A 23,277-nucleotide genomic window follows, 5' to 3' on the forward strand; every position below is an offset into this window, starting at 1 on the left:
ATACGATCTTGGATGTTGCGCTTTAGATTTCCGTGTGCTGTCGCTGTCCCCTGACAACGCACTATTTAGTGAGTCAGCCATTGGTTTGGTTCCTGCAAGGAAGGGTCCGTTGGGGGCAGACCCGGGGATAAAGGCGAACAAATGAAGCAAAAGTAGCTTAAGTTGAAATGTAGCAGCAAGAAATACATGCCAGTAAGTATTACCGGATCAGGTTCAGCAGCCGGGGAGGGGCACGAGCCCTGAATTATTTGAATGAATAAGCCCCTCCAGAGCTCATCTTGTAGGGAACAATAAGGCTTCTGTTTCCTTGATTTTGCGCTGGTGCGAGCTCGCCGCTCGTACTTTCCTATCAAGCCTTTCCAGAAGGGGTTAAAGCACCTTGTTATAGATCAATTCTTTTAGGCTGTAGCCGTAAGGAACAGTTGGTATGAGCGGCAAGCTCGCTCCAGCGACCTGCTTTTTCCTACAAGATGAGCTCCGGAGAGCTTATCTGTTTCTGCGCCGGCTGGTATGCGACAGGTTTTGATTCCTGCAAGGCTGAATATATAACATGCTACCTGGCTGGCAAATACTGCCAAGTTCGGCCACGGGAGGTATCGACTGTTTGCTGTAGCTCAGCGGTAGCAGGTCGAACAGGGATATAGTGGTAGCGGTGGGCCAGATGCAGATTGCCATTCTTGTCTGAGTAGTGAATATCCTTTACGAAGGAGCCATCTTCCATAAAAGTGTACCGCCATTCGCCCAGGCTTACTTTTTTGCCTTTTAGGCGCACTACCCCTTTTAACAATAAGGTCTTAAAAGGAGCGTGCCAGTGGCCAGCATACAGCACGATCTCTTTCCCGCCGCCGCCTTGTACAGGTACATATTCAAATTGTTGGCGGTCTCTGGAGTAGCGCAGCATGCCTTCTTCTTTATGTAAAGTGCCGCTGATCTCTGTAAACTCGACCTGCTCCGCAACAGTAATAGCTGTTGCGGAGAGCAGGTGTGTAGCAGTGCCTTCCTGCTCCGACATCTTTCTTATTTCGGGGTGCCAGGTACATTTTTTAACATGCCACTGACCGCTGATTTTCTGAATTATTGACAAGGCATCTGAATAAGTGAGCGTGGAAGGCAATTGCTGCTGAGCGCTTGCTGCAGACCCAATGGCAAGCAACAGAAAAAGTAATGTCTGTTTCATAGGTATATCGTTGCGGGATAGCATAGTTCTTTTAATGGCGGCCAGTGGTTAAGGTGTTGATGGGTAGTATGTTAATCGCGCTGGTGTATCCACACCTGGCGATGGCTTTACCTGCCTTTGGAAAGGCATGCGCAGATCGCGCCTTTAGCTGCAAGAGAAGGGTGAGGAAGACACGGTGGCTGCTTAGGTACTTATAACCAGGCATGGAAGGCAATAGGCGGGGCATGTGCAAAACAGCCTGTGTTACATGTCTGAACCGGGTTGCCCATGTGCGAAGCACCTCAGCAAGAGTCGGTAAGCGATTGTTCCCATCGGCAAAAGGCAGGCTGGCAGAAGCGTGCTACAGGTGAAAAGGAATGTGAGAGAACAAGGTGGAGCCCACATGCCACCAGAAGCCGGAAAAAATGAAGCGGAACAGCCCGCTGCCAGTTGCTTTGGCTGCAGCGGTGGTGCAGGGGGAACCAGGCAGAGGAGAGAAAATTTCAGGCCAGAGACCGCCTTTGCAGCTTCTGGCCTGATCAAGAAGGAGTTTATCGCAATACAGCGGTGGTGGAGGCAGAAGCCGGAGTGAAATGGTACTGGTCTGTCAGAATCATTTTGCCGTTTGCGTTGGCCTGGTGCACCATCTTGGTAAATGTGCCGTTTTCCTGAAAAACATAGCGCCATTCATCTGGTTTTGCGTTTTTGTTTTTTGAGGAAGGCGAAGCCGTCATCAGGATGGTTCTGAAATCCGGGTACCAGTGCCCTGTGAACAGGATTACTTCTTTGCCTGTGGCAAGGTCTGTTTGAACATACTCGAACTGATGGCGTGACTTTTTATACCGCAGCGTGCCTGCCTCAGTCTTGGAGGTGCCATCTGCGAATACTATCTCTGCATGTTCCTTTACAGAGACATCTGTGGTAGAAGGGCTGTAAGTAGCCCTGCCCGATACTTTACTCATTTCCTGCTTCTCAGGGTTCCAGTTCGATTTTATTACCTGCCAGTCGCCAAGGGTTTTCTGAAGTAGGAAAGAGGCATCTGCAGAAGAAAGTGTGGCAGGAGACTGTGCTTGCGTAACTGGGGCGGACCAAGCCAGCAGCACAGCTGCCAGCAAGAAGATAACTGACTTTTTCATGGTTTTATTTTTTAGATTATGCTTGCGATGCTAGCTGGTTGTTTGGTTTTTGAACCAGATAACGATACAAGTATAAGCTGAAAAACAAAGCAGTAATTTTGTTTTATACAAACCTGTGCAAGCAATAGCTCTACTCTCATATTTTCCAGACAAACAGCCAATCAGAAATTTATAAAATCTACTAATCTGAGTATGATTTCGGGCTGTTTCCTCCTTCAAAAAAGGTTTTGCCGCTCCTGATTAGCCTTAAAGGAAACTGCCCCGGCCCTCCTGGCAGGCAGGCCGAGGCATCTTTAGGTGGAGCTGTGCAGAATACAGTGCAGCAGATAAGTCTTTTTAGGTGGCCCGGAGAAATATAGTGGCCTTAAGACGCATTAATTATGAAAACGGGCCTTAATCCTATAACTTGACAATTGATCTTTACGATAGCAAAACGCAGCGAGCCAGCCATGGGTAAGGCTTGCTGCATAAATTAGCCCGATTAGTTTGAGAAGTAAATGGCTTAGACGCCCAAATGCCTGACGCTGTGAACAAAATATCAAAGAAAAAAGTGTTTTACCCTATTGTAGCCAGGCTGCACAGGTACCTAAAGTCCTACGATCGGGAGCAGAAGCTGCCCATTGGCTACGAGGATTTGCTGCATTTTGCAGAGTCTTTCCCTTATTACGACAAGAAGGGCAAAGATACCCTCTGGGAAACAGTGATGTACGAACAGCAGGAGCAGAGGGAGCTTAACCAGGGCCTGAAGGTGATTTATGCTATACTCAAGACAGATGGCGACATGTCGGTGATGGAGCACCTGGTAGTCTCGCGCATCGATTACTGCACCTTCGGGAATTCGCATCCCTTCCGTATCCAGATCATGAACCAGATCAACGACAACTACGACTATTTTTATGTGAAGCATGCTGACGCCTCGCGCGTGTATGGGCTGGAGCTGGAGCACCTGCTCTCGCCCAGCCGCATCAACTACCTGGTGCACGGCCAAACCCTGATAGAAGAGCACATAGCCGGCATTCCGGGCGATGTATTTATGAACGACTTCCTGAACAGGCCCATTACCAACAAGGTGCGTATTGCCAAAGAGTTCGTGAAGTTTAACGAGCGCTGCTTTGTGCGCCTGCTCGGCGATATGCGTGCCTACAACTATGTGGTAGACATTACCCCCGATTTTGAGGAGGAGCAGTACCGGGTGCGGGCCATAGATTTTGACCAGCAATCTTACGAAGGGCGCAAGTCTATGTACCTGCCGCAGTTTTTTAAGGATAATAACCGGGTGGTGGACCTGGTGGTGAGCCTGCTCGATAAACAGGCGATAGAGCAGTACCGGAGCGAGGAACGCACCCTGCTGTACCGCAGGCTCAGAATGAAAACCGTCCGCTACCGCCTGAAGGAACTGGTAGACTGCATGCGCATCGATACCATTTCAACCCAGGAAAAGGTGGAGCAACTGAAGTTGGAGCTGTCCAGGCATCACAAAACCGAAGAGTTTCTGAAGTGTAAAAGCATGGGTGACCTGGTCAGGCTCAATATTAAAACAGTTTTGACCAGAGATGCACGCATTGCCTCAGGCAAATTTAAGCTGTAGGCAGCAGGGGTGGTGGAGAAAGACTCAATAGCAAAGACATCGGCAACCTAAACCGGAAAAGCCTTGCACCCTGTGCCTGGTTCCATCTCCAGCAGCAGCAAACAGCTTCAGAAGGGACGTTTTGATTAGCATAATTTGAGTTTCTGACAGAGGCAGGGGTATTCATGTCGCCATGCTTTAGTACAGACGGTTCTGTCTGCTTTTGCAGGTGGCAGGGCACTATGCCAGCCCTTCGTGCCTGATAAGACGGTTATTGAACTCCCAGTACCATGTTATGCTCCCGATTTAGTGGAGCTTTATATTACTTCTGCTGGCGGCACTCTGCGCAGTCCGCTGGTTTTTAGGCTGTGAGCTCCCATTGATTTTGCTAAAGTGCTGCATTATTTAGAAAGATGCTAAATAATGGTGTTTTTATTTGGACTGGTTCTAAATAGGCTTTACATTTGTAGTGTTCAACAGGAACTACCTAGAAATAAGCCAGTACCCATGACACATATTTGCACCCAGTTCACCGAAATTTACGCTACAACCGCTGGAGCCGTTTATCAGTGCAATCGCCAGAACAGGTTAGTCCTGAATTTTGCCGGGCAGGTTTCGGTGTTGAAAGTAGATGCTTTTCTGCGGTTGGTAAAGGCGGTGCATGCTATAGATTTGGAGAGCATGGCCGAGCGCACCGATCGCGCCTCCGACCTGGAGATCGTTTCGGTTTGCGGCTGCGACCGTTGCTTTGTGCTTACCATGCCGGAACTGTATGCCTTTAAAGAGTTGCTGGCAGGCGCCAAATTTTCGCTGCACCTCAACAGCATGCTGCACGAGTGCCTGAACCCGCTCTTTGTATAATGGCAGTCCTGTAATAGAGTCGTGTTACGAGTACAGCCCCGGCTGTACTTTTTTTATTTAGACTTTTTCCATATTGCTTTCCAGGGCTACCAAATTAAAACCTAATGTCTATATTCATGGTATCAGATAAGGGAGGAACCTGTTTTGCGGATGTCCTCTATATTTTCATGAATTCAAAAATTACCTCAACCTTATGAAGGATTTACTTAGGCTCAGAACATCCCTGACTGAAGAAATAGAGAAAGTTCTGAACGATCAGATCAAAATGGAGGCAGAGGCATCTGCTATGTATTTGGCCATGTCGGCCTGGTGCGACCGTAACGGCTTCGACTTTAGTGCCGGATACTTTAAAAAGCAGTCTGATGAGGAGCGCGAGCACATGCTGCGGCTCTTTAAATATGTGTCTGACATGGGCGGACGCGCCATATCGCCGGCCATTACCAACACGCAAATAGAATACGATACCTTTAAAGGCGTGTTTGAGCAGGCCCTGCAGCAGGAAATTGCGGTTACGCAATCATTTAACCGTATTGCAGACCGTTGCCAGAAATCGAAGGATTACGTGACTTTCTCCTTTATCCAATGGTTCCTGAAGGAGCAGATAGAAGAAGAATATGTAGCGCGTCGTGCCCTGGAGCTTTTCGATGTGATCGGTGAAGAAGGAACAGGCCTGTACGAAATAGACAAGCGCGTGCCTAAAATCACTTACGAAGACACCTACGAGGATTAACCTTGGGTGGGTAAGCCATGAAAAAAGCCTGTGGGTTAAGTTCCACAGGCTTTTTTTATGGCTTGTCTGAGCTAATAATATGTTCCTGGAAAGCCTGCCTTGCCTGCGCCTCCGTTACATGGTGCAGCCAGGCGTTGTCGGGCTGCATGCTCATAACAGGGGCAAAGTCGCAGCGGTCGGTACATTCTGTCTTAATCACCTCCACCGTGTTTTGCAGGCCCATATCTTTTATCATCGACCGGAACATTTTTGCCAGGTCCTTGCCGCCCTTTTTCTTGCACTTGCTGCCGGTACACACATAAATTACTTTATCGGGTATATCAAATCCTTTCATATGTATAAATTACTCTGTTCTGGCCCTTAAAGTTCAGCCAGGTAAATATCAGAAATAAAAATGAACTGCAGCGTAGGGGATTTGGAGACGAGAAGATTTGAAAATTTGAAGATGAGGAAATAGGGGAAAGGAGCAGTAGCAGCAATAAAGTGTTTACAGGGCCTGATTTCATTAGCATAATTTGTTCGCAGCTGCCGCGAACAAATTATGCTAATGAAAATGCCCTCCAGCGTTTCTGCTGAAGCTGCTGCTGATGACAGATTTACCTCAGTTTACCATCTTTATTTTGTGGGGCACGATCTCTTTTGGCCACTTCTGGCTGTTTACGGGCTCAGCGGCTATTTTAACTATTACCTCCATGCCTTCCAATACCTCGCCAAACACGGTAAATTCTTGGTCCAGGCTCGGTGCTCCGCCTTCTGAAAGGTAGGTATTTGTTTGCTCCGGGGTATAGGTCATGTTTTTCTGCTCCTCAAAAGCCTTTAGCTCGTATTTTTGTTTTGGCTTGCCCTGCACAATATAAAAGTTGTGGCTCGACGATTCTTTTTCGGGGTTGCGTTCATCGCCGTAACGAGCCATGGCCAGTGCTCCTCTTTTATGATAATACTTTGGGTTAAACTCCTGCGGGATCTTGTAGACCCCCTGCTTCATGGTGCGGTTGTCGGAGTCGCCGCCCTGTATGGCAAAGTCCTCTACTACCCTGTAAAACTCGCCCTGGTCGTAGAAGCCGAGTTTGGCGAGGCGCACAAAGTTGGCCCGGTGCAGGGGCGTGTCCGGGTAGAGGCGCACCTTTATGTCGCCGTGGCGGGTGCTGATGATGGCCAGCGTATCGGGGTTCTCTTTTCCGTAGGCAGTGAGCACCTCCACCACATTGTCGGCTGTGGTAGCCTGGAGCTGTTCATCCGGGCTGGGCGGCGCCTCGGTCTGCTCTTCTGGTTTGTCCTGCCTGCTGTTGCAGGCGGTGGCCAAGCATAAACAGATGGCAACAATAACTTTAACAGGAGAAAAAGAGAACATGGGCATAGGGCTTTTGAGGTTTAGGTGTTCTAAGGAGCTTAGTCAAGTAAAAAAGCAGAAATCTAAGATCAGAAATGTCAGAAAACTTATTCCAGAAGTAGATAGGCTCGATTTTCAGTCTTTCAGGATTAACTACTTGCTGAATTTATGAGAGCCTATCTACTAAGTTACAAAATGCCACCCATTTTTACCACCCCTGCGGGGCAGTCGCCGCGTGCCTTTACCTGTGCTCCTGCTGTGATGGCCGAAAGCGGGGCATGTGTGGCGTAGGGCTTCGCCAAATTAAAAAAGCTGCCAAAGGCGCCCTTTGGCAGCTTTACAAGCCTTTAGCTTTTCTAAAAATCAATTTGGAGAAGCACTAATACAGCTGTTTCCGCAAAATATAGTCATTCATCCAGAAGGGCCCGATCGGGATGTCTATTTCCTGCAGCAACTGGTAACCACAGGCCTTATAAAAATGGAAGGCCCGGTTGTGCCGGTTCACGTTCAGGTCCACTACGGTAGCGCCTTTTGTCAGTGCCGCTGCTTCGGCGTTGGTGAGCAGCACCCTGCCGAGCCCTTTGCCCTGGTAGTGGGGGAGCAGGTAAATCTTATTTAGTTTGTACACATGCTGCCCCATATCTTTCTCAGAGATAGAGGCGAAGCCAATGGGCTGCTCCTGCTCCTGGAGCAGCAGAAATGTCTGCCCTTCCTGCATTTGCCGTCGCAGTGCCTCCTCCGTATAAATCAGCTGAAACATGTACTCAACCTGCTGTCTGGTAAGGATGTGGCCATAGGTCGGGCCCCAGGTAGCTTCAGCCAGCTGTTTAATGGCCGGGATGTCGGCCTCGGAGGCTGTTCGGATGCTGTAAGTTGTTGTCATGGAAAATCAAAGGTAAACAATACATACTAAATGCCGGAGAAGGGATAGCCTCCCTGGGCTGCTTTCGGACTTAGTAAATCTTTTATATTTACAAATTAAACTAATAACCTGATATATAATACTATGAGAACGATATACCTGGAAGGAATAAATAAACCATTCGAACTGGTGGAGCGGCCAAAGCCGGTGCCTGCGGCCGGGGAGGTGCTGGTGCAGGTAAAAGCCGCCGCCCTGAACCGCCGCGATGTCTGGATTCAGTACGGCAAGTATTTCACGAAAGATTATCCGGCTGTGCTTGGCTCCGATGGCGCGGGTGTGGTAACGGAGCTGGGAACAGGCGTGCCGGCCGACTGGCTGGGCCAGGCCGTGCTCATAGACCCTACCACCGATTGGGGCGACAACCTGCAGGTGCAGGCGCCACAATTTAAAGTGCTGGGCATGCCGCAGGCCGGCACCTTTGCCGACTATGTACTGGTACGTGCCGGCAACCTGCACCCCAAGCCGGAGCACCTGAGCTTTGAGGAGGCAGCGGCGCTTCCGCTTGCCGGTGTTACGGCCTGGCGCGCGCTGTTCGGCAAGTGCCGGCTGCAGCCAGCGGAGAAGGTGCTGGTTACGGGTGCAGGCGGTGGCGTGGCCTTGTTTGCACTTCTGTTTGGGGTGGCCGCCGGTGCCGAGGTGTGGGTAACGTCGGGCTCGCAGGAGAAGATAGACCGAGCCAGGGCGCTGGGTGCGGCAGGAGGCATTAGTTACCAGGCAGAGAACTGGGGCAAAGAACTAAAGGCGCTAACGGGAGGCTTTGACGTGTGTATAGACGGGGCAGGGGGCGATGGTTTTGTGCAACTGGTGAAACTGGCCATGCCGGGCGGGCGCATCGGCATTTATGGCGGCACTACCGGCCTGATCGGGCAGCTGAACCCCGCCGAGATCTTCTGGAAGCAGCTCTCAATTTTTGGCAGCACCATGGGCACCAACCAGGACTTTGCCAACATGCTGGCCTTTGTGCAGGAAAAGCAGCTGAGGCCGGTTATAGATCGTGTGTTCCCGCTGCAGGAGGCAGAACAGGCCATGCGCTACATGGAATCAAACCAGCATTTCGGGAAGATCTTGCTACAGGTTAAGTAAAAGGCTTTTAAGTACTTTTCTAGATAAAACACGAGCTGTGTAACCAGTCAGGCCAGTTACGCAGCTCGTGCTCAAAGTAAGGTGTAGGAATATTTGCCGGGCCTTGGATAAATTATTCTAATGGAAATGGCCCTCTAGAGGTACTCTTGCCTGTTTTTGCCATTAGGCTTTATCTGGTAGATTCTCATTATTGCAGCAATAAGTGACCGGCCAGTTTCGCTCTTAGAAAAATTTATGCGGCGCCTTGTGAATTTCGAAACGGCCAGCATGATTTCTAATTTTTTGTCGGCGCAGCCCTAGTTGCTGGCGGTGTTTACAGACCAGAAATCCCCATTTTTGGTAACCTGTTTGCTCAACTTGTTTTGGTCGGCAAGCTGTTGTAGCTGAGCCTCGCTTTGCGCTTTGGTTTGGCCGCTCAACTCCGCAAACTCTCTGGTGGCTAAAGTCGGGTACTTGCCAAACAGGTAGTCCCAGGCTTTGTTATAGCTGACCTTGGTGGCCTGCGGGTGCAGGTTCAGCACTGCATTTTCATACTGCTCGTATGGCCTGAATCCGTAAACAGTTTGCTGCTTGTTCTGGCCGTCGGCAAAAAACAAGGTTGGAAAACCCCTCACGCCGAGTTGCCGGCCAAGTTCCAAATCAGCCTTAAACAGGTCGTTGGCGCTGCCTTCGTAGTCCTGCTTCAGTTTTTCCGGGTCCAGGCCCACCTGCACCGCCGCAGCGCTCATATGCTCCCACTTGGTAATGTTCTTTTTCTCCAGGAACAGCATCTCCCTTGTTCTTCTTAAAAAGGCGACAGCCTTCTCCTCGTTCTGTAACTGGGCTGCTTTAAAGGCAACTGAGGGTGGGTAGGATGAATGTAAAGGGTCTTCCAGCCACACATCGCCGTCTATGGGCATGTCGTAATGGGCACTTGCTTCGTCCCAGTGGTGGGCCACATCGGCTGGCCCGCCAATGCCACCACTGTTGTAGCTCCAGTCTGGCAGGAGGCCACCCATATGGTACTCAATCTGAAGGTCGTGGCCGTACTCCAGTTTCAGTTTGCGCAACTGCGGCTCTATTCCCCAGCACGAAGAGCAGATAGGATCTGTGAAGTAGATAATGCGCACCGGCTTCTTATCGGCAGCGCGCTGCTGTTGCTGCCCGCTTTCGGAGCTTGTGGGTATTTCGCAGATGCCGGTCTCTATATCGCATAACAGGGGGTTTCTATTTTGATTATCCATGATATTTTCTTTAACTTTAGTATTTAACTTATTCCAAAGATCGGCCTTTTAAACATGCCTGTCAATTAGTCAGAAAAACATGACTACCAAAAAAGTATCAGAAAATGAGGAAGCCTGCCCTGCTCAGGGGCTGTTGAAGGTACTTGCAGGCAAGTGGAAGCCCGAGATATTTCGCCTGGCCGCCAAGGGGCCGGTTCGCTTCAATGCCTTGCTGCGGCAACTGGAAGGTTCAAATAAACAGTCGGTGAACGTGGCCCTGAAGGAGCTGGAAGGGCAGGGGCTGTTAGAAAAGCTGGTTGTGCGGCAAAAGCCCCTTCACATAGAGTATTCGCTGTCCGAGAAAGGCAAATCGCTTATTCCCGTTTTCCGGCAGCTGGAATCCTTTTCTTGATCTTCCGCCTCTTACGCAAGGCAGGGTTGCAATACAGCAGGCAGCCACTTCTTAGAGTTAAAAGTTAAGAGTTGACTGGCGTTTTCCGGTTCATCTCCAAATCTTTAAATCTCCAAACCTCCATATCGAGAAATCAACAACTAACAATCAACCGGCAGCCAAATTATTTGAATGAAAAAGGCCCCCCGGAGCGCTGGCTTGTGCGGGCTGCAGGTTATGGTATGGGTTTGTCTATACGGTGGCATCGGTGGAATTCAGGTTCCTGACCGTTTGCATCAGGGCTTCGTGGTCGTCTGTAATGATCAGGAGCTTGTCATTTTCCTTTAGCGCTGTTTTGCCTTTTGGCACAAAGTATTTGTTGTCGCGCTTTACCATTACGGCGAGCGTATTGTCTGGCAGAGGCAGGTTCATCAGGTAGTCTCCGGACCTTAGTGCCTGCGCCGTTATGGTAATCTCAGTGGTAACGGATTTAATTTCATCAGAAAACTCTACATCGAAGTCCTGCAGTTTCTTCAATTCGCTTGGCTTTTCTGCCAGCCCGAGCCAGACAGCCATTCTCGACAGCGAAGTGCCCTGCACAATAAGGGAGATCAGCGTGCAGAAAAACACGATATTGAACATGAGCCGGGCATGAGGCACGCCTTCGGCAAGCGGAATAATAGCGAAAATGATTGGCACGGCGCCTCTTAATCCCACCCAGGAAACAAAGATTTTATCCCGGAGCTGCATTTTCCGGAACGGCAACATGCACAGAAACACACTCAGTGGCCGTGTAATAAAGATCATCAGAAAGCTAATTACCAGACCCGGCACAATGATCGGAACCAACTCACGGGGGTTCACGAGCAGGCCTAAGGTAAGGAACATGAGCAGCTGGCTCATCCAGGCCATGCCATCGAAAAAGTTGAGAGAGGAGCGTTTATGCACGAATCGGGAGTTTCCTATCACCAATCCGCCGATATACACTGCCAGGTAGCCGTTGCCCTTGATAAAGTAGGTGGCCGAGAAGATGAAGATACAGAAGGTGAAGACCAGGATCGGGTAAAGGGAGCTGTTGTCGATCTCCACCTGGTTGATGATGCGTACTGCCAGCCTACCCAACAAGTAGCCTGCCGCTGCGCCTATCACCAGCTGCATCAGCAGAACGCCTCCTGCCAGCCAGTAATTTGGCGCAGCGTCCATTTTTATGATCTCAATGAGCGTGATCGTGAGGATGTAGGCCATCGGGTCGTTGCTGCCGCTCTCCAGCTCCAGCATGGGGCGCAGGTTGTTCTTCAGGTTCAGCCCCTTGGAGCGCAGAATAGAGAAAACAGAAGCAGAGTCGGTAGAGGACATGGTGGCGGCCAGGAGCAGCGAAGTCGTCAGGCCGATCCCTGCCGCGGCAGTTGTCATTCCCATTATCCACCAGATGGCAATACCGGTCAGAATGGCTGTTAACAGCACCCCGACGGTGGCCAGAATGATACCTTGCGGAATGATCGGGCGGATATCAGAAAACTTCGTGTCCATGCCGCCCGAAAATAGAATAATGCAGAGTGCTACCGACCCGATGATCTGCGCCGCCTGAATATTTTCAAACTGAATTCCAAGCCCGTCGCTCCCCGAGAGCATACCAACCGACAGAAACAGAAGCAATGCGGGAACACCAAACTTGAAACCAGCCTTACCCGCTAAAATACTTAAAAAGAAAAGGATAGAAATCCCTAATAAAAGCGCTTCAATAGATATTCCCATTTATTTTTAGAAGTTGTCGTTTGTGTTTTCCGCTATCCTTTGTGTTCTTTTGCCCGCCGAGAATAAAACGGTACTTATTTATTGTTAGCTATTGTGTTGTGTTTCTGCGCTAAAGGCAGGAGCGAATTGGCCGGGGCCAAGTTGGTTACTGCCGGGCCAGGCCTCCGTAGAAAGGAGGGCCAGAATCTATCGGTGTTGTGCCGATCAGATGGAGGGAGTATAGGTACCACTGTAAATATAAGTCATAAAAATTTAATTTCTCTGCTGTTGCGCAAATTTCCTGCCAACCACATATCTTAAAAGAACAAATTTAATTGCCGGCATCTATCAGTGAAACAAGGTGCCAGGACTATGCGGCAGTCACTTAAAAGGCAGGCCAATGCTCTGTAAAGGCACTTTAGCGGTTAACGTACAGTACCGGCCAGGAACTTAGGTAAAACTACAGGCGGGCACGGTGGAAGAAAAGCAGAAATTTAAACGGCGGCTGGCCATACTCGTTTCCGAGAAGAGATGTCTGGAAACTGCTGCCTGAGCCGACAACCGAAACAGCAAAAGGCTAATTATAAAACCAGGGCAGTATTACGCACGCTATCTAAGTTTTTGTAACTTTACCATGATACAAAACAGGATGCAAAATGGTTACACAGGAAGAATTTGAAAGCGCCGTAGCAAAATCGAAAACGCTTACAGAGCGCCCCTCCAACGAGGTGCTGCTGCAGCTGTACAGTTTATACAAACAGGCCACCGAGGGAGACGTGCAAACGGAGCGGCCGGGAGGATTCGATTTTAAAAATATAGCCAAATGGGATGCCTGGGCAAAGCTGAAAGGCACTCCTCCGGAAGTAGCCCGGGGCGAGTACGTGCGGATTGTGGGGCAACTGGCTGCAAAATAGCGAGGCTGCCTGCTGGAAACAAAAGAAATGAGGCTGCCTCTTGCAAGAGGCAGCCTCATTTCTTTTGTTTCCAGGCATAGCCACAGCTGTGGCACTGGTATTTCCTTTTGAAAAACGGAGGCGGAAAGCCCAGCAGCAGGTATACAAAAGAAAATACCGTTTTGGAATAATTCTCTTCCAGCACATGGTCTGAGTCGCAGATGGGGCAAAGCACGGGCGGCTCATGCTCCTGCATGGGGGGTGCCAGCTCTATCTCTTCGTCCGGGTCCAGGTGGCCTCTGCCCGCCTGTATCATCTCTACCAGCCTGCGGCCTTGTGCCTCGTGTTGCTCTGCCACCTGCAGCTTCACGCCCCCAACAGCCACTGAGTAAAACGGATGCGCCCCCACAATGTGCTCGTCGCCCAGGTAGCAGGGGATGCCCTCCGACTCCAGGCGCCCCTTAATTATGTGCGCTTCGGTAGGCTGGCTAAAGGTGGCGATGGTGATAAGACGAAGAGCCATGGTAAACTGGTTGGCTGGTCAGTAGCAATGGCTGCGACCAGATTATTTTTTAGGTGGTAAGTTAAACGCAACTGCGTCATGCTCAAAATGGCCTTTGTGTGAGCCATCGCAGAATGGTTTATTGCTCGACCGGCCGCAACGACAAATCGAAACCAATTCACGGCCTCCCAGGTCATAAACGTTGCCATTTTTGTCTACTATCTCAAATTCTCCTTCTACCCGTAGCGAGCCGTTGCTGTTTACGGTAATTTTTGTTTTTGCCATCTTCTGTTATGTTTTAAGTTTAGTTCAGCATCAGGTGTTTCTTATAAAGCATACCTGCAGCTTCCGGTTTCTTACTTGATAAACAAATATACTGTTTTAACCCGGGAGTATGCAGGCCTGGCAGAAGATACCTGCTTTTTAAAGCAAAAACGTGGCCCCGCCTGAAGCAGAACCACGTTTTACAGCGCATTAAAGCCGCTTATACGCTTGCCAGCCAGTTAATCTGGTAAGCAGGGCGCCAGGCAGCAGCTCAGCTGCCGTACCTGAAGGTCAGTGTTTCGTTCTTGCCTTTTGCACCTTTGGTAGCCATGCTGATGGCGTTGCCATGGTCGTCGTACTTGTAGGTGTAATTGTAAGTGTATGTTTTGTTGGTGCTGTGCACCAGCGTCGCGTTGCTGATCACGTTGTTAGGGCTGCTGATGGTGCCCGGCTCAGCAAAGCTATGGAACGGGTTCGTATTAGAGTCGTAGGAGTAGGTGGTGGTGGAGTACAGTTTGGGGGTTCCGGTTCCGTCTATCACAAACTGCTTTTCCTGGCTGTAGTTGCCATCAGGAAGCACCTCATATTCAAAATAAGACTTCAGCCTGGAGGAGGTGCTGTCTTTGTCGGTGCCTTCGTAAACCGACTTCGATTTCAATTTGTGGTCTGCGTAATTAAACTTGGCAAACGAGGTATACTCCAGGGTGCCGCCAGCATAATAGGCTGTGTTGGTTTGCGACAGGTCGCCTTTGGTGTCGTACACAAATTGTTGCTCCGTAAGCAGGGTGTTCGAGTTTCCCTGAAAAGTGCTGATTTTTACCACTTTCCCTTTGTTGTCGCGGCTGTACTTCTCATAAGTTTCGAGTTCACCAGACTTTGTGTTGTAATGATTTATCTGGCTAATCTGGCTACCTGCAAAGTTATAAGATCTTACTTCTGCGGAGTCGGCCAGCACATGAGAGATTTTTCCCTGTTCAAAAGCAGGAGCCACATTTTCCCGCTCGTGTTTCTCGCACGAAGATAGCGCAGCAGCTCCAAATAGAAGCATAGCTGGCAAAATACTGTTCTTCAATTTCATTTGGCTAAAAGTTGAATTTGAAATAGTGTAAATAAATAAAAAGCCAGTACGTATTACTGGTTGTTGATATGGAGAACGTCAACTTTTCTAAAATAATTGCACCTGATGATAAAATAATGATTTTTAGCCGTATGTTGTCTATACTTTACTTAATTTTAAGTTGATTTAACATATTGATATTCAGTTTATTAATAATTTATTGTGCATATTAAATCCGCCTGATAAAAAACTGCAAAATTTTGTTTATAGGATTTTTTGAATTTAAGCGAATAGTTGATAGTTAATTCAGGGTCGCTTTTTTGGCAATGGCCAGTAATTCGTCTCCGGCGTCTATGTCGTGGCGGAGCTGCTCTTTAAAATTAACGTGCACACGGAGCGCTTTCAGCCCCTGCACGCCCTGCATCTCCTCCAGTTCCAGATGTTCTACCTGTTTGGTTATGTAGCCTTCGTACTGCAGAAACTCAATGTAGCGTATATATTCCTCTGCTTCCCGCTGCAGGGTATACACAATCGCAATGGTGCCGGGCTGTGTCAGCCTTTCGTCGGAGCCGAGCAAGGTGGCTTTGTCGATCCGCTTTTTCAGGATCTCGTAGCGGATGTTGTTGGCCCCGTGCACATCAAATTTCTTCTCATCGAGCCGGAACCGGATCGAAATGGGCGTGCTGTGCACCAGAATGAGCTGCGTGATCTCCAGGGGCAGCTTCAGGTTGGCGCGCAGGTTCTGAATGCGCCTGGCAATTTCGCACGATAGCATGAGCTGCCACAGGCGCATGTTCTTGAGGTAGATCGGTTCAAAATGGCCTTTGTTCAGCAGCGAGGAGCCAATGTAGATATTATACTCCAGCCCGTCGGTCTTATTTTTCTCAAAATAATGCGGAAATATCTGCTGCACCTTCTCCTCCTCCCTCTCCAGAAAAGAGGAGATGGTATCGTTGATCAGGTAGAGGCTTTCCTCGTAGGCTTTACGCTTGTTGTATACCGCGCCAAACGCATTGCTGGTGGCTTTTCTGTAGGCCTCTATAGGTCCGGATGAGTCAGGGTTGCGCTTCAGAAAATGCTCGAAAAGGGGCTCTATCTCGGCACGCAGAAAATCCAGCACCAGGCCTTCGTCTCCTGTTGCCAGCTCGTGCATAATGGTCTGCGAGTACTTGTCTATTTTAAAGATAAGCTCGTCCAGGATGCTAAGCTGCAGGTTGTCTTTGGCTGTCAGGATCACATCTTTGGCCAGGATGAGCTGCTCCAGCAGGTCGCCCTGAATGGCTTTGTTGCGCTCTGTAGCGGAGCTCCTGATATCGGAAAGGCCATAGAGCGGGAAAATATCCCGGAACACGATCGGCTCTATCTCAGAGCTGGCGTTGCGTTCTCTTTTCTCCATCAGGTTGATGGCGGCCTGCGTAAACCGCCACTCCACTATCGGGTGTATGGCCGTGTATTTCTCTTTAATGATGTTCTGGATGCTGCTGCGCAACTCATCCAGGCCACGGTGCATGGCCAGGGCAAAGAGCGGCAGAATCTCCTTCAGCCTGATGGTGGTGAGGGCATTCAGCTCTCCGGGTATGGGCGAAGCCAGCTCCAGTATACCGATTATCTGGCCGTTGTAGTGCAGCGGGGCAATAATCAGGTTCCGGATCTTGGCCTTCTGCAGCATCTGCTCAATGCTGGTGGGGTGCTGAAACATGTCCAGGTCTTCTACCACAATGGTATGGCCATGGCGTATGACAGGCTCGTAGATGGAGTTGCTGATGGCCTCGAAATTCAGGTTGCTGTTTTTGCTAAGCACCAGGCCATTCCAGAGCTTGCGGCCATAATTGGTTTCAAAATCGTCTAAAGAAGGCGTGGTGACCAGGCCCAGCCGTATATCTGGCAGGCTGAAGAGCACCCGGAGCTTTTGCTGCAGGCTCTCGAAACTCTCGGGCGTGTTCACCGAGCCTTTTTCGAGCAGGTCGTAGCGGAGCGACGATATCGTTTCTTCGTTGGTCACGTCCGTGAAGTCGTAAATCGCAAAACCGGTAAACTCAAAGTTCTCCGGCGGCAGTTTTTCCATCCACAGGTCCAGGTTGTTGTAGCGGTTTATCAGGAAGTTTATTTCGGTATCCGTGAGTTTTTTCAGCTCCCCCAGCGCCTTCACCTCCATAAACTTCAGGTCGATGCTGAGCTTGTAGTGCCGCTCCAGCCGCCTTATTTTGTCTTTTATCGTGAAAATAAAAGGTTCGTCCACCACAAAGTTGGCATTGTAGAACTTGGCCAGTATAAGGGTGTAGGCCGAGATAATCTGCCTGAAAAGCAGGGTTTTCAGGTCTATGTTCAGTTTTTCGGTGTAGTTGTCGCCGCCGAGCAGCTTCAGCTCCTCCAGCTTGGGGGTGGCATAAAAACTGTCGAAGTGGAAGGGCACCACCACCGCCTTCAGGTCATTTTCCCAGAGCGCGCTCGGAAATATCTCTTCCATCAGGATATCTATGGTGTTGATGTGCTGGTCTATAATCGAGACATCTTCTATCGGCTCCAGCAGCTCCGGGGTCTGGCGCAGCAGCGTGGCCAGCTCAATTACGCGGGCCACGTTGCAGTTGGGGTCTGTGTCGGCCTTGGTCTCCCAGTAGGAGATAAGCGTAGACAGGCAGAGGGTGGTCCTGAACGGGAATTTGTCGACGCTCAGAGTCACCTCATCGTTATTCGTGATCGAAACAACTGTTTCTTGCAGACTGCCTCTTTTATCTCTCATGTACAATTTTTGAAGGTAATTTTTAATCAGGATGGAAGGAGAAGAACGCGCGCAGCCCGGCTGGTGGCTTTGGCGCTGTCTTTTGAGATTTAAACGTGAGATCAGATAAAAAGTATCAGATATTTTACGCTCGCCATGTTATCTTCGTGTTAAGGGCAGCAGGAGCTGTGCCTGCGGGCGTTATATGGCATAGCGGGGGCGGCCTATATATTCTGGCATAGTATTTATGCAGGTAGGCCTGTGGAGAAGTGCCTGCCTGTAAGTTTTGTCGGATAAAAGCAGGAGCAGCAGCAGCAGAAAAAGCCTCTGGAGGGGCATTTTGATTAGCATAATTGCCCCGCTGCCCGGCAAGCCGCCTTGTATCGGGCATTAGCTTTATGAGAAACTCAAAATTGTAGCGGCCAGTTATGCCGGCAACAACGTTATTTTTGTGGGCCGTCTGGAGCCGAAATACTAGCTATCACCAACTAAACCTTAATTTGCTGAAAATGAGCGTACTTTTTAAACTGACTTTTGCGCTGCTGCTTACCGTATGGAGTATGGGGGCGCAGGCACAGGGAAAATCGAAGTTAGAGAAGGATGTGGAAGACCTGAGAGCCTGGCTTATTAAAAAAACCAATCAGGCCGACAGCCTGACGCGGGCAGAATGGCCGGCCATCAAAGAAGAATTCTTTACCCGCACCGAAAAGCTGGACAAAGAAGCCAATAAGCTGTCGGATAGCTCCAAAAAGGAATACGGGGAGCTCAAGAGCCAGTACCGCCACATGGAAGAGCGTAACGAAGAGGCCTATGGCCAGCCGCTCAACCGCGAAGAGGCCGCCCGCTGGGAACGAGAGCTGACAGGAGCCAACAACATCAAAGCCATCAGAATGGTGGACCTGCGCGACCGCTATGTGTACTTTATGGAGCAGGTACGGGCCCGCCGCACCCGCTGGAGCCTCCGCGACTGGGATTATGCCGAGCACGTGTACCTGCAGCTTTCAGACCGCAAAGAGCTGGTGCTGGATGCCCTGCCCAACAGCGATAAAATGAAGATTGCCGCCCTGCAGGTAGAGTTCAACACCCTGCGCAAGAGCCGCGATGTAAAGGATCGGCTCGACAACAGGAAAAAGTAAGGCTTGGGACAGGATTTGAAATTATTCTAATGAAAATGGCCCTCCAAAAGCTTTTTTAGACAAAAGACACAGGACTTTTTAAAGTGAAGAGTTTAAAACCATGAGTTGGTCTGTGTTTCACTTTTCATCTCCAAATCAACCAACTCACAATTGAGCCAATCTACAACCAGCTACCAAATTATTTAAATGAAAATGCCCTTCCTGGGGCTTCACGCAGCTTTTAGGTTGGGGCTTTAAGTAGAGCCGAGCTGTAAACTTCACAAAAAGAAAAAGCCCCGGATACAAACGTATCCGGGGCTTTTTCTTTTTGGATTTGGCGGTTTAAATAGCATTCTGCCCTTTTGTGCCTCCCGACTGGTCTTTCTCGTCGTGGCGGCCTTGCGGGCCTTTTTTCTTTTGCTGGTCGCTCATGTGGCGGTTCTGGCCTTTGTGCTGATCCTGCTTGTTTTCTGCTTCGGGCCGGCTCTTGTTGTCGTTACCCTGGTTATGTCCTTTTGTCATAGCTTTAGTCTTTTGATGTTCTAAGTTTTACGCCCACCTGCCAGAGGAGTTTGACTTTTGACGGACAAATTAAGGGGGTGGCAGTGGTTCGGGCAATTTCGGGACCGGGTAAAAGATGGACTGAAATAAGTGCCGGCACATGCTTTTAATCAGGGAACTGCCAGGTTTCCGGTTATTTGGTTTGCATCTCTTAACCTGTCATTTAGTAATCTTGCATCCTGTTATTTGTGTCCTTTTAGTTACAGGCTGCTACTTCTGCTAAAAATGCCGTACTTTTACAGCCTTTATATTCAATCGTTCATCGTATGCACATCGCGATCGTTGGCAACATCGGAGCCGGCAAAACCACGCTGGCCACCAAACTGGCTCATCATTTTAAATGGGACCTGTACCTGGAGGCTGTAGAGAACAACCCCTACCTGAAAGATTTTTACGAAGACATGGAGCGCTGGGCCTTTCACCTGCAGGTGTACTTCCTGAACAGCCGCTTCAAGCAGCTGCAGCAGATCCAGGCAAAGTCCGGCCATGTGATCCAGGACCGCACGATCTACGAAGATGCCTACATATTTGCCAGCAACCTGCACCAGTCGGGCCTGATGAGCACCCGCGATTACGACAATTATTTCAGCCTGTTTCAGTCGATGATCAGCATGGTGCAGGCGCCCGACCTGATGATCTACCTCAAAGCCGACCTGCCCAAGCTGATCGGCCAGATAGAGAAGCGTAACCGCGACTACGAGAACAACCTCCGGCTCGACTACCTGCGCAACCTTAACGAGCACTACAACACCTGGATAAGTACCTACAACCTGGGAAAACTGCTGGTGGTGGATGTAAACCAAATAGACTTTGTGGCCAACCCCGATGACCTGGGCTCCATCATAGAGCGCATCCAAAGCGAATTATTCGGGCTGTTTTAGCCTGCTGTAGCGGCTTTGCTGTTGCTGATAGCTCCGCCAATGATCCTTCCAGCCAATCCTGTAAAGCGCATCATATGCCTCTGGAAGGCCATTTTCATTAGCATAATCGGGCCGTTAGTGCGGAGTCAGAGAGGGCACCTGCAAAAGTTTGCGCCATGCATGATAGGGCAGGATAGGTGCAGGAAGGTTCAGGATTAACTTTAGAGTAACGGCCACCTACTTGTTATCTGCGAGCCAATTAACATGAACAGGGGCAAGGCCTCTGTAAATCCCTTTCTGACATGAAGAAATTGCTTTCCCTGATTTTGTTGCTCAGCCTTTGCGCTACTACTTTTGCCCAGCAAAAAAATCTGACGCTCTGGTACGAGCAGCCAGCCAAAATCTGGACCGATGCCCTGCCTGTAGGCAATGGCCGGCTGGGAGCCATGGTGTTTGGCCATACGCAGGAGGAGCTGATTCACCTCAACGAAGAGACCCTGTGGTCTGGGGGGCCGGCGAACCTCAACCCGAACCCGGAATCACCGCAGTACCTGCCCCAGATCCGGGAGGCCCTTTTCAGGGGAGATTATAAAACGGCCGAACAGCTTTGCCAGAAAATGCAGGGCCTGTACACGCAGTCCTATATGCCGCTGGGCGACCTGCTCATCAGGCATAACTTCTCGGGCCAGCCCACCGAATATTACCGCGACCTGGACATTGCCAACGCCACGGCGCTTACCCGCTTTAAGGTAAATGGCACAGCATACACCCGCGAGGTGCTGGCCTCTGCCCCCGACCAGGTCATCGTGATCCGCCTTAAGTCATCAAAAAAAGGGAACCTCAACTTCGATGTCAGCACCAGAAGCCAGCTCCGTTCTCAGAATATGGCAGCCGGGCAAAATGAGTTTGTGATGAAAGGGGAGGCGCCCTCGCATGCCGAACCCAGCTACGTGCGCTCCGACAACCCCGTAATTTACGACGAGGCCGATAAGTGCAAAGGCATGCGCTACGAGCTGCGCCTGAAGGCAAAGAACCAGGGCGGCAAGGTAACAGCCGATGCAACTGGCCTGCACGTAAGAGGTGCCACCGAAGTGGTGCTCTACCTCTCGATGGCCACCAGTTTCAACGGCTTCGATACCTGCCCGGACAAAGACGGCAAGGACGAGTCGGTGCTGGCGCAGGGGTATCTGAACAAAGCCTTCTCCAAAAGTTTCGATGCCATCAAAAAGGCACATATAAAAGACTACCAGGGGTATTTTAACCGCGTAAGTTTTTCGCTGAACAACAACCAGGAAGTAAAGCTGTCGACGCTGGAGCGCCTGATGCGTTACGCCAACGGGGCAGACGATCCGGGGCTGGAGTCGTTGTATTTCCAGTATGGCCGCTACCTGCTCATCTCCAGCTCGCGGCCGGGTGGCGTTCCGGCCAACCTGCAGGGCATCTGGAACCCGCACCTGCGCGCCCCCTGGAGCAGCAACTTCACCACCAACATAAACGCCCAGATGAACTATTGGCCATCCGAGATGGCAAACCTCTCCGAACTGCACCTGCCGTTTTTGGAACTGATTCAGCAAACAGCCATAACCGGGCGGGCAACGGCCAAAAACTTCTACAATGCCAAAGGCTGGGCCGTGCACCATAATTCCGACATCTGGGCCACCTCCAACCCGGTAGGCAATTTAGGCGATGGCAACCCGATGTGGGCCAACTGGGCTATGGGCAGCCCCTGGCTGAGCCAGCACCTGTGGGAGCACTACAGCTACACCGGCGACAGGGCCTTTCTCGAAAAAACAGCGTACCCGCTCATGAAAGAGGCCGCCATCTTCTGCCTCGACTGGCTGGTAGAAGATAAAGACGGCTACCTCGTAACGGCTCCGGCTTCTTCGCCCGAAAATGTTTTTATAACCGAAACAGGCGAGAAAGGCAGCATCTCGGTGGCTACCACCATGGATATGTCCATCATCTGGGATTTGTTCACGAACCTGATCGAGGCTTCCGAAACATTAGGCACCGATGCGGATTTCCGGAAAATGATTGCAGAGAAACAAAGCAAGCTCTACCCGCTGCAGATCGGCAAAAAAGGCAACCTGCAAGAGTGGTACAAAGACTGGGAAGACGAGGACCCGCAGCACCGGCACGTATCGCACCTGTTCGGGCTGCACCCTGGCCGGCAGATCTCGCCTGTCAACACCCCTGAATTTGCCCAGGCTGCCAAAAAAACGCTGCAGATGAGAGGCGACGAAGGCACCGGCTGGAGCATTGCCTGGAAGATAAATTTCTGGGCCCGCCTGCACGATGGCAACCACGCCTACAAACTGATCCGCAACCTGCTGCACCTGACGGGTGTGGAGGGCACAGAGTTCGCTAAAGGAGGAGGCTCCTATGCCAACCTGTTCTGTGCGCATCCGCCCTTCCAGATCGACGGCAACTTTGGCGGCATAGCGGGCATGGGCGAGATGATGCTCCAGAGCCACGCCGGTTTTATCCACCTGCTGCCTGCCCTACCCGATGCCTGGAAAGACGGAAAAATTACTGGCCTCCGGGCACGTGGCGGCTTTGAAGTAGACATGGAGTGGAAAGACAGCAAACTGGTGTGGGTGAACATCAGGAGTGAAAACGGCACCGCCACAAGAGTGAGATACGGTGATAACGTCGTGGACCTGCAGCTTAAGCCAGGGCAGACGCAGAAATTGAGCGGCATCCTGACCAAGTAAAGGAGATTGAATTATTCTAATGAAAAAGGCCCTCCGGAGGATTCTGTAGCTCCTGCTGTTGAACTGTTGACCGTTGCTGATTTTCCGGAGAAAGATGACCCGTATTTCTACAAGGACATAAAAGATTATTCAGACATGAAAAAATACTGCTTAGCGCTCGACCTGATAGATGATCCGGCTTCCATTGCCGCTTACGAAGAGTGGCACGCCAGCGAAAAAACCTGGCCCGAAATCAGGAAAAGCATTACTGACAGCGGCATTACCGGCATGGAGATCTACCGCACCGGAAACCGCCTGTTCATGATCATGGAAACAGACGACAGCTTCAGCTTTGAACGGAAAGCCGCCCTGGATGCAGCCAACCCAAAAGTGCAGGAATGGGAAACGCTGATGTGGAAGTTTCAGCAGCCACTGCCCTGGGCAAAGCCAGGGGAGAAATGGGTGTTGATGGAGCAGATCTTTAAAGTATAAGGACCCCTT

The 23,277-nt window shown here is 50.3% G+C and carries 22 protein-coding genes; 10 read left to right on the forward strand and 12 right to left on the reverse strand.

Annotation, left to right across the window (positions count from 1 at the left end):
• Window positions 1–553: 553 nt before the first annotated feature.
• The gene (locus tag FJM74_RS19510) at window positions 554–1,177 is read right to left on the reverse strand and encodes a hypothetical protein (RefSeq protein WP_187264319.1); all 624 of its coding nucleotides are present in this window, start codon (window positions 1,175–1,177) and stop codon (window positions 554–556) included.
• 530 nt (window positions 1,178–1,707) lie between these two features.
• The gene (locus FJM74_RS19515; protein WP_187264320.1) at window positions 1,708–2,292 is read right to left on the reverse strand and encodes a DUF1579 family protein; all 585 of its coding nucleotides are present in this window, start codon (window positions 2,290–2,292) and stop codon (window positions 1,708–1,710) included.
• Between the two features lie 526 nt (window positions 2,293–2,818).
• On the opposite strand from FJM74_RS19515, the gene FJM74_RS19520 reads away from it, so the two are divergent.
• The 3 genes from FJM74_RS19520 to FJM74_RS19530 all read left to right on the forward strand — a co-directional run bounded on the left by FJM74_RS19520 (window position 2,819) and on the right by FJM74_RS19530 (window position 5,450).
• Complete coding sequence (locus tag FJM74_RS19520) at window positions 2,819–3,880, forward strand: hypothetical protein (protein ID WP_187264321.1); 1,062 nt, start codon at window positions 2,819–2,821, stop codon at window positions 3,878–3,880.
• Between the two features lie 486 nt (window positions 3,881–4,366).
• Window positions 4,367–4,720: a hypothetical protein gene (locus tag FJM74_RS19525; RefSeq protein ID WP_187264322.1), complete on the forward strand. Its 354-nt coding sequence runs from the start codon at window positions 4,367–4,369 to the stop codon at window positions 4,718–4,720.
• Between the two features lie 193 nt (window positions 4,721–4,913).
• Window positions 4,914–5,450 (forward strand): ferritin, encoded by a 537-nt coding sequence (locus FJM74_RS19530; protein ID WP_187264323.1) that lies wholly within the window; start codon window positions 4,914–4,916, stop codon window positions 5,448–5,450.
• Between the two features lie 55 nt (window positions 5,451–5,505).
• Here FJM74_RS19530 and FJM74_RS19535 read toward each other — a convergent pair whose 3' ends face one another.
• The 3 genes from FJM74_RS19535 to FJM74_RS19545 form a co-directional block, all read right to left on the reverse strand.
• Window positions 5,506–5,784, reverse strand: a complete 279-nt coding sequence (locus tag FJM74_RS19535) for a (2Fe-2S) ferredoxin domain-containing protein (RefSeq protein WP_187264324.1) — start codon at window positions 5,782–5,784, stop codon at window positions 5,506–5,508.
• Window positions 5,785–6,051: 267 nt separating this feature from the next.
• Entirely contained in the window at window positions 6,052–6,801 is a 750-nt protein-coding gene (locus FJM74_RS19540) for a peptidylprolyl isomerase (protein WP_241739262.1), read from the reverse strand.
• Window positions 6,802–7,159: 358 nt separating this feature from the next.
• Window positions 7,160–7,663 carry a GNAT family N-acetyltransferase gene (locus FJM74_RS19545; protein WP_187264326.1) on the reverse strand — a complete coding sequence of 168 codons (504 nt, stop codon included), beginning with the start codon at window positions 7,661–7,663 and terminating at the stop codon, window positions 7,160–7,162.
• A 123-nt stretch (window positions 7,664–7,786) separates the two neighbouring features.
• Between FJM74_RS19545 and FJM74_RS19550 the strand changes: the two genes are divergently transcribed.
• The gene (locus tag FJM74_RS19550) at window positions 7,787–8,785 is read left to right on the forward strand and encodes a zinc-binding dehydrogenase (RefSeq protein ID WP_187264327.1); all 999 of its coding nucleotides are present in this window, start codon (window positions 7,787–7,789) and stop codon (window positions 8,783–8,785) included.
• A 296-nt stretch (window positions 8,786–9,081) separates the two neighbouring features.
• Here the strand turns inward: FJM74_RS19550 and FJM74_RS19555 are convergent, their stop codons facing one another.
• On the reverse strand, window positions 9,082–10,008 hold the full coding sequence (locus FJM74_RS19555; protein ID WP_187264328.1) for a ClpXP adapter SpxH family protein: 927 nt from the start codon (window positions 10,006–10,008) through the stop codon (window positions 9,082–9,084).
• Between the two features lie 79 nt (window positions 10,009–10,087).
• On the opposite strand from FJM74_RS19555, the gene FJM74_RS19560 reads away from it, so the two are divergent.
• Window positions 10,088–10,399 (forward strand): winged helix-turn-helix transcriptional regulator, encoded by a 312-nt coding sequence (locus FJM74_RS19560; protein ID WP_187264329.1) that lies wholly within the window; start codon window positions 10,088–10,090, stop codon window positions 10,397–10,399.
• Window positions 10,400–10,630: 231 nt separating this feature from the next.
• Here FJM74_RS19560 and FJM74_RS19565 read toward each other — a convergent pair whose 3' ends face one another.
• Window positions 10,631–12,133 (reverse strand): potassium/proton antiporter, encoded by a 1,503-nt coding sequence (locus tag FJM74_RS19565; protein ID WP_187264330.1) that lies wholly within the window; start codon window positions 12,131–12,133, stop codon window positions 10,631–10,633.
• Window positions 12,134–12,768: 635 nt separating this feature from the next.
• Between FJM74_RS19565 and FJM74_RS19570 the strand changes: the two genes are divergently transcribed.
• Window positions 12,769–13,026, forward strand: a complete 258-nt coding sequence (locus FJM74_RS19570) for an acyl-CoA-binding protein (RefSeq protein ID WP_187264331.1) — start codon at window positions 12,769–12,771, stop codon at window positions 13,024–13,026.
• A gap of 55 nt (window positions 13,027–13,081) precedes the next feature.
• On the opposite strand, the gene FJM74_RS19575 is transcribed toward FJM74_RS19570, so the two are convergent.
• The 4 genes from FJM74_RS19575 to FJM74_RS19590 all read right to left on the reverse strand — a co-directional run bounded on the left by FJM74_RS19575 (window position 13,082) and on the right by FJM74_RS19590 (window position 17,568).
• Window positions 13,082–13,528 carry a putative signal transducing protein gene (locus FJM74_RS19575; RefSeq protein ID WP_187264332.1) on the reverse strand — a complete coding sequence of 149 codons (447 nt, stop codon included), beginning with the start codon at window positions 13,526–13,528 and terminating at the stop codon, window positions 13,082–13,084.
• 42 nt (window positions 13,529–13,570) lie between these two features.
• Window positions 13,571–13,792, reverse strand: coding sequence for a CDGSH iron-sulfur domain-containing protein (locus tag FJM74_RS19580; protein WP_187264333.1), 222 nt, complete (start codon window positions 13,790–13,792; stop codon window positions 13,571–13,573).
• A 250-nt stretch (window positions 13,793–14,042) separates the two neighbouring features.
• Window positions 14,043–14,849 (reverse strand): hypothetical protein, encoded by an 807-nt coding sequence (locus FJM74_RS19585; protein ID WP_187264334.1) that lies wholly within the window; start codon window positions 14,847–14,849, stop codon window positions 14,043–14,045.
• A gap of 280 nt (window positions 14,850–15,129) precedes the next feature.
• The gene (locus FJM74_RS19590) at window positions 15,130–17,568 is read right to left on the reverse strand and encodes a GAF domain-containing protein (protein ID WP_187264335.1); all 2,439 of its coding nucleotides are present in this window, start codon (window positions 17,566–17,568) and stop codon (window positions 15,130–15,132) included.
• Window positions 17,569–18,056: 488 nt separating this feature from the next.
• On the opposite strand from FJM74_RS19590, the gene FJM74_RS19595 reads away from it, so the two are divergent.
• Complete coding sequence (locus FJM74_RS19595) at window positions 18,057–18,683, forward strand: hypothetical protein (protein WP_187264336.1); 627 nt, start codon at window positions 18,057–18,059, stop codon at window positions 18,681–18,683.
• A gap of 321 nt (window positions 18,684–19,004) precedes the next feature.
• On the opposite strand, the gene FJM74_RS19600 is transcribed toward FJM74_RS19595, so the two are convergent.
• The gene (locus tag FJM74_RS19600) at window positions 19,005–19,184 is read right to left on the reverse strand and encodes a hypothetical protein (protein WP_187264337.1); all 180 of its coding nucleotides are present in this window, start codon (window positions 19,182–19,184) and stop codon (window positions 19,005–19,007) included.
• 305 nt (window positions 19,185–19,489) lie between these two features.
• Here FJM74_RS19600 and FJM74_RS19605 point away from each other — a divergent pair, with 305 nt between their 5' ends.
• The 3 genes from FJM74_RS19605 to FJM74_RS19615 all read left to right on the forward strand — a co-directional run bounded on the left by FJM74_RS19605 (window position 19,490) and on the right by FJM74_RS19615 (window position 23,268).
• Complete coding sequence (locus tag FJM74_RS19605; RefSeq protein WP_187264338.1) at window positions 19,490–20,104, forward strand: deoxynucleoside kinase; 615 nt, start codon at window positions 19,490–19,492, stop codon at window positions 20,102–20,104.
• A gap of 281 nt (window positions 20,105–20,385) precedes the next feature.
• Window positions 20,386–22,797 (forward strand): glycoside hydrolase family 95 protein, encoded by a 2,412-nt coding sequence (locus tag FJM74_RS19610; RefSeq protein ID WP_187264339.1) that lies wholly within the window; start codon window positions 20,386–20,388, stop codon window positions 22,795–22,797.
• A gap of 135 nt (window positions 22,798–22,932) precedes the next feature.
• Window positions 22,933–23,268, forward strand: a complete 336-nt coding sequence (locus tag FJM74_RS19615) for an L-rhamnose mutarotase (protein WP_187264383.1) — start codon at window positions 22,933–22,935, stop codon at window positions 23,266–23,268.
• Window positions 23,269–23,277: the final 9 nt, after the last annotated feature.

The organism is Pontibacter beigongshangensis, assembly GCF_014332515.1.
In the GTDB taxonomy this organism is placed as follows: Bacteria; Bacteroidota; Bacteroidia; order Cytophagales; family Hymenobacteraceae; genus Pontibacter; species Pontibacter beigongshangensis.

What these genes read in the sequence shown, in the direction of transcription:
- FJM74_RS19510 (WP_187264319.1), bottom strand. Translation starts at nt 1,177, where the DNA reads ATGAAACAGACATTACTTTTTCTGTTGCTTGCCATTGGGTCTGCAGCA.
- FJM74_RS19515 (WP_187264320.1), bottom strand. Translation starts at nt 2,292, where the DNA reads ATGAAAAAGTCAGTTATCTTCTTGCTGGCAGCTGTGCTGCTGGCTTGG.
- FJM74_RS19525 (WP_187264322.1), top strand. Translation starts at nt 4,367, where the DNA reads ATGACACATATTTGCACCCAGTTCACCGAAATTTACGCTACAACCGCT.
- FJM74_RS19530 (WP_187264323.1), top strand. Translation starts at nt 4,914, where the DNA reads ATGAAGGATTTACTTAGGCTCAGAACATCCCTGACTGAAGAAATAGAG.
- FJM74_RS19535 (WP_187264324.1), bottom strand. Translation starts at nt 5,784, where the DNA reads ATGAAAGGATTTGATATACCCGATAAAGTAATTTATGTGTGTACCGGC.
- FJM74_RS19540 (WP_241739262.1), bottom strand. Translation starts at nt 6,801, where the DNA reads ATGTTCTCTTTTTCTCCTGTTAAAGTTATTGTTGCCATCTGTTTATGC.
- FJM74_RS19545 (WP_187264326.1), bottom strand. Translation starts at nt 7,663, where the DNA reads ATGACAACAACTTACAGCATCCGAACAGCCTCCGAGGCCGACATCCCG.
- FJM74_RS19550 (WP_187264327.1), top strand. Translation starts at nt 7,787, where the DNA reads ATGAGAACGATATACCTGGAAGGAATAAATAAACCATTCGAACTGGTG.
- FJM74_RS19555 (WP_187264328.1), bottom strand. Translation starts at nt 10,008, where the DNA reads ATGGATAATCAAAATAGAAACCCCCTGTTATGCGATATAGAGACCGGC.
- FJM74_RS19560 (WP_187264329.1), top strand. Translation starts at nt 10,088, where the DNA reads ATGACTACCAAAAAAGTATCAGAAAATGAGGAAGCCTGCCCTGCTCAG.
- FJM74_RS19565 (WP_187264330.1), bottom strand. Translation starts at nt 12,133, where the DNA reads ATGGGAATATCTATTGAAGCGCTTTTATTAGGGATTTCTATCCTTTTC.
- FJM74_RS19570 (WP_187264331.1), top strand. Translation starts at nt 12,769, where the DNA reads ATGGTTACACAGGAAGAATTTGAAAGCGCCGTAGCAAAATCGAAAACG.
- FJM74_RS19575 (WP_187264332.1), bottom strand. Translation starts at nt 13,528, where the DNA reads ATGGCTCTTCGTCTTATCACCATCGCCACCTTTAGCCAGCCTACCGAA.
- FJM74_RS19580 (WP_187264333.1), bottom strand. Translation starts at nt 13,792, where the DNA reads ATGGCAAAAACAAAAATTACCGTAAACAGCAACGGCTCGCTACGGGTA.
- FJM74_RS19585 (WP_187264334.1), bottom strand. Translation starts at nt 14,849, where the DNA reads ATGAAATTGAAGAACAGTATTTTGCCAGCTATGCTTCTATTTGGAGCT.
- FJM74_RS19590 (WP_187264335.1), bottom strand. Translation starts at nt 17,568, where the DNA reads ATGAGAGATAAAAGAGGCAGTCTGCAAGAAACAGTTGTTTCGATCACG.
- FJM74_RS19595 (WP_187264336.1), top strand. Translation starts at nt 18,057, where the DNA reads ATGAGCGTACTTTTTAAACTGACTTTTGCGCTGCTGCTTACCGTATGG.
- FJM74_RS19600 (WP_187264337.1), bottom strand. Translation starts at nt 19,184, where the DNA reads ATGACAAAAGGACATAACCAGGGTAACGACAACAAGAGCCGGCCCGAA.
- FJM74_RS19605 (WP_187264338.1), top strand. Translation starts at nt 19,490, where the DNA reads ATGCACATCGCGATCGTTGGCAACATCGGAGCCGGCAAAACCACGCTG.
- FJM74_RS19610 (WP_187264339.1), top strand. Translation starts at nt 20,386, where the DNA reads ATGAAGAAATTGCTTTCCCTGATTTTGTTGCTCAGCCTTTGCGCTACT.
- FJM74_RS19615 (WP_187264383.1), top strand. Translation starts at nt 22,933, where the DNA reads ATGAAAAAATACTGCTTAGCGCTCGACCTGATAGATGATCCGGCTTCC.